Source organism: Methanocorpusculum vombati, assembly GCF_026891935.1.
Lineage (GTDB): Archaea > Halobacteriota > Methanomicrobia > Methanomicrobiales > Methanocorpusculaceae > Methanocorpusculum > Methanocorpusculum vombati.
Genome location: NZ_JAPTGC010000034.1, coordinates 1 through 3,740 on the forward strand (window position 1 = coordinate 1; position 3,740 = coordinate 3,740).

4 protein-coding genes are annotated in these 3,740 nt (G+C 53.2%); 2 read left to right on the top strand and 2 right to left on the bottom strand.

Annotation, left to right across the window (positions count from 1 at the left end; genetic code table 11):
• Positions 1-122: 122 nt before the first annotated feature.
• Positions 123-338 carry a YwbE family protein gene (locus O0S09_RS09890; protein WP_268923812.1) on the top strand — a complete coding sequence of 72 codons (216 nt, stop codon included), beginning with the start codon at positions 123-125 and terminating at the stop codon, positions 336-338.
• Between the two features lie 21 nt (positions 339-359).
• Here O0S09_RS09890 and O0S09_RS09895 read toward each other — a convergent pair whose 3' ends face one another.
• A complete protein-coding gene (locus O0S09_RS09895; protein WP_268923813.1) occupies positions 360-1,184 on the bottom strand; it encodes a protease inhibitor I42 family protein in 825 nt (274 codons plus the stop codon).
• A gap of 134 nt (positions 1,185-1,318) precedes the next feature.
• The gene (locus tag O0S09_RS09900) at positions 1,319-1,876 is read right to left on the bottom strand and encodes a CDP-2,3-bis-(O-geranylgeranyl)-sn-glycerol synthase (RefSeq protein ID WP_268923814.1); all 558 of its coding nucleotides are present in this window, start codon (positions 1,874-1,876) and stop codon (positions 1,319-1,321) included.
• A gap of 102 nt (positions 1,877-1,978) precedes the next feature.
• On the opposite strand from O0S09_RS09900, the gene tes reads away from it, so the two are divergent.
• Complete coding sequence (gene tes, locus O0S09_RS09905; protein ID WP_268923815.1) at positions 1,979-3,523, top strand: tetraether lipid synthase Tes; 1,545 nt, start codon at positions 1,979-1,981, stop codon at positions 3,521-3,523.
• Positions 3,524-3,740 lie beyond the last annotated feature (217 nt).

The following is a 3,740-nucleotide window of genomic DNA, read 5'->3' on the forward strand; positions in this document are numbered from 1 at the left end:
TCCGGTGTTCGGTGAAGTACCGGTTGATGCAGATGACCATTGCACGTTCAAACTCGTTTGCCATTGTTCGTTTGTTCATGTTTCGTCTCAGAGATGATGAACTTTTATAGGCGGCGGTACGAATGATTGATGAGAGTATGCAGGACGGACGGGTACGGAGAAATATCAGGGTGGGGTTGGCGGTTGCAATTGTCCTCAAAAAGGATCAGCCGACCGGTGCTCTTACCTGGGGGCGCGTCGCAGAGATTCTGACGAACTCGTCCACCCATCCGCACGGGATTAAAGTGCGGCTCACCGACGGATCGGTCGGACGGGTACAGCAGATCTACGACGAATAAAAAAAGAAAAAATATCTGTTTTCACCGGAAGGTGATGGTAAAGAAGAACTCGCCCGCAGGTTCATCTTCCCAGGAACGCTTGTACTGGGCGCGGAACTCATATGTTCCGGGTTTTTCTGCGGTAACAAGCCACTCATAGGTTCCGCCGGAGCCGACAATGCCGTCTGCGACCGGAGTCGGGACATAGGTCGCATTCAGGATGACAAGGTTGTCACTCTTTGTAGCGGAAAGACCGGGAACAGCAGTCCACTGATAGCCGGTGGTCGGGTTGCCTTCTGTGGTGATTTTGACCGTTTCACCTGCTGCCGGGCTGACAATGCCTTCGAAGGTAACAGAGAGCAGCGGATCGGTGGTTTCCGTTTTTGTTCCGTTGGAGAAAACCAGCGTCTGATTCAGGGTTGCCTCAGGGATCTTGTCTTCCCACGCACGCTGATAGTTTGCAACAAACTGATAGGTGCCTGCTTTGTCTGCCGTGATCGTGAAGATCTCATTGCCGCCGGCACCGGCAAGGCCGGCAGTTTCCGGGGCCGCTTCATAGGTCTGGTTGATCACAAGACCGGTAACATTGTCGGCAAACCACTGGTAACCGGTGGTCGGGTTGCTTGGGACAAGGTAGCGGATCATGTTGCCTGCCGGAACAGCCACGCCGTACTTTTCCACAGTAATGGTGGTGACGGGTGTCATGTTGTCCGGGAGTTTTGTTGGTTCCTGTGTCGGTACGACGGTCGCCGCGGGCGTTGCCGTTGGTGTGGGAGTTGCCGGCGTATCGGTTCCGATACAGCCTGCACTGAAGATGCAGACAGCAACGGCGATAAGCACGAAAACTGCGATTCCAAGTCTTGCCATGATCTACACCTCGTCAGTGATAGTATATTAACATTAGCCTTGTTCCGGCGGTGCACCTTTCTTCCTGAATCTCCCCCGAATCGCCGATGTGAGGGACTATGGTTCGGGGGATTTCTGTATTCCGGGCATGCCGGTTACCAGGGCACCTGTTTGATACCGATCAGATACCCGATAATATTTGCGCCGCGGTGGAGAAGCGGCGTCCAGATGAGGATTGCAATAAAGATCCACACGGTGATATACTCCATCATCCACGGCCAGGCAAAGACTGCCAGGAGCACAAGAGATCCTGCTACCAGATCGTACATATCTGCGATCGGCCATTTCTCCCCGCGGTCTTTTCCTGCGCGGCGTTTAAAAAAACTCTTTACCATGTCGCCAAGAAGCGCACCGGCGGCAAGGGCCGTTATGGTTACGATAGTGTGCTGCGGCAGCCAGTCCCAGTGAAATGTCTGTGCAAGGAATATCTGCAGGAGTCCGAACAGAACTCCGACACCGATACCTCCGATGAGTCCGCGCCATGTTTTCCCGTCTCCGAGGTATCTGCGCCCGTCTTTTGCGCATTTCCAAAAGTCAACCGGGGTACCGCCGCCAAACGGAACCGCGCCCGCATTTGCAACGTATGCAGGCACCATTATCCAGAACGCTGCAATGAACGTCAGCAAAACCGCAAGAATGGTCTCCACAATCATCTGATCACACGATCCATAGTTTATTTAATGGAAAGCAGAAAGATATAATTACTTACATTTTGGCGGCATGAACCGCCGATACCCAAGGAGATACTCGGGTCCATGAAAATCATCAAAGAAACAAAAAGCATGTGTCCGGTCTGCGGCAGGCTGCTCCCCGCAACAGTTACTGAAGAGGATGGAGCTGTCTGGATTCGCAGAACCTGCCCGGAACACGGTGAACTACGATCTCTCTACTGGTCGGATGCAGAGATGTATCACCGGTATGAACAGTATGACCGCGAAGGTCGCGGCGTCTACAACCCGAACACCAATACGCCCGGCGAGTGTACCCAGCGCTGCGGATTGTGTGCCCACCATAAATCCGGCACCCTTCTTGCAAACATTGATCTCACGAACCGCTGCAATCTGAATTGTGACTTCTGTTTCGCCAACGCCCGTGCGTGCGGATATATATATGAGCCGACGTTTGACGAAATTGTCTCAATGCTTGAGCTGCTCAGAAATGAAGAGCCGGTCCCCTGTCCGGCTGTGCAGTTTGCCGGCGGCGAGCCGACCATGCGCGATGATCTGACGGATATCATCAAGAAGGCCAAGGAACTCGGATTTTCGCAGGTGCAGATGGCATCAAACGGTGTCAAGCTTGCACGCAATCCCGAACTTGCCCGGGAATGGCGGGCTGCCGGTCTTTCCACCGTGTATCTGCACTTTGACGGAACTACCAAAGATACCAACCCGCTTCTGGAAAAGACCAGTCTTCCGGCGATTGAAAGCTGCCGGAAAGCAGGTCTCGGCATTGTTCTCGTGCCGACCGTTATCAACGGCAAAAACGATCATCAGGTAGGGGACATCATCAAGTTCGCGGCAAAGAACATTGATGTGATTCGCGGCATTAACTTCCAGCCTGTAGCCTTTACCGGTGCTGCCAAAAATGATGATGTGGAGCGGGAGCGTGTTACTGTTCCGGATCTTGTCAAGCGTATGGAGGAGCAGACCGACGGCGCATTAAAGCAGTCCGATTTCTATCCGGTACCGTCAATGATGGCTGTCTGCGATCTGATCGAGTCCTACACCGGGGAAGCACAGATTATGTTCTGCGCCCATCCGCACTGCGGAGCTGCAACCTACGGCTTTGTTAACGAAAAGGGCGATCTTGTACCGGTTAACCGGTTCATTGATGTGGACAAGTTCCTGACCGAGGTCGCAAAGATGGCGGAAAAATTCCGGAACGCAGGTAAAACCGGCAAATACCTTGCAATGGTCACCGGTCTGAACAACATGCGGAAGATTGTGGAGAAGGGCGAGGTTGAAGGCATCAAGATCGATATGAACAAGATGATCTACGATGCCCTGATCAAGCACGATTACAACAGTATCGGCCAGTTCCACAAGAATGCGCTGTTCATCGGGACGATGCACTTCATGGACTGTTTCAACTACGATACCGACCGTGTCGAACGGTGCTGCATCCACTACACAACGCCGGACGGCCGCCTGATTCCGTTCTGTACCTACAACAGCGGTCCGGTGTACCGCGAACAGGTCTGGAAGAAGTACGCAAAACCGATGCCTGCGAAGAAGAATGCCTCTGCCGGGGGTTCCTGTGCAGGATGCGGGGATTGCGGTTCCGTTGAGAACACAGAATAATTTTTTTTATCTTTTTCCGATTGGGATTCCACGAAATAATTTCGTTAGGTATTTTTGCGTAGGCCTTACATGGTGTGACCCGCAAAAGTACTGTCGCCGGGTATCAGGTGCTCTTAGGCTGCCAGGGTTGCGGCAAGAACGGTGGTGCGGTGCCGGGTCCGGGCGGTTTCTCCGTGGATGGTGGTGTGCAGGAGGGCGGTCAGGTAGTCGGTACGGT

Coding starts and splice junctions, on each gene's coding strand:
- O0S09_RS09890 (WP_268923812.1), top strand. CDS start 123: ATGATTGATGAGAGTATGCAGGACGGACGGGTACGGAGAAATATCAGG.
- O0S09_RS09895 (WP_268923813.1), bottom strand. CDS start 1,184: ATGGCAAGACTTGGAATCGCAGTTTTCGTGCTTATCGCCGTTGCTGTC.
- O0S09_RS09900 (WP_268923814.1), bottom strand. CDS start 1,876: ATGATTGTGGAGACCATTCTTGCGGTTTTGCTGACGTTCATTGCAGCG.
- tes (WP_268923815.1), top strand. CDS start 1,979: ATGAAAATCATCAAAGAAACAAAAAGCATGTGTCCGGTCTGCGGCAGG.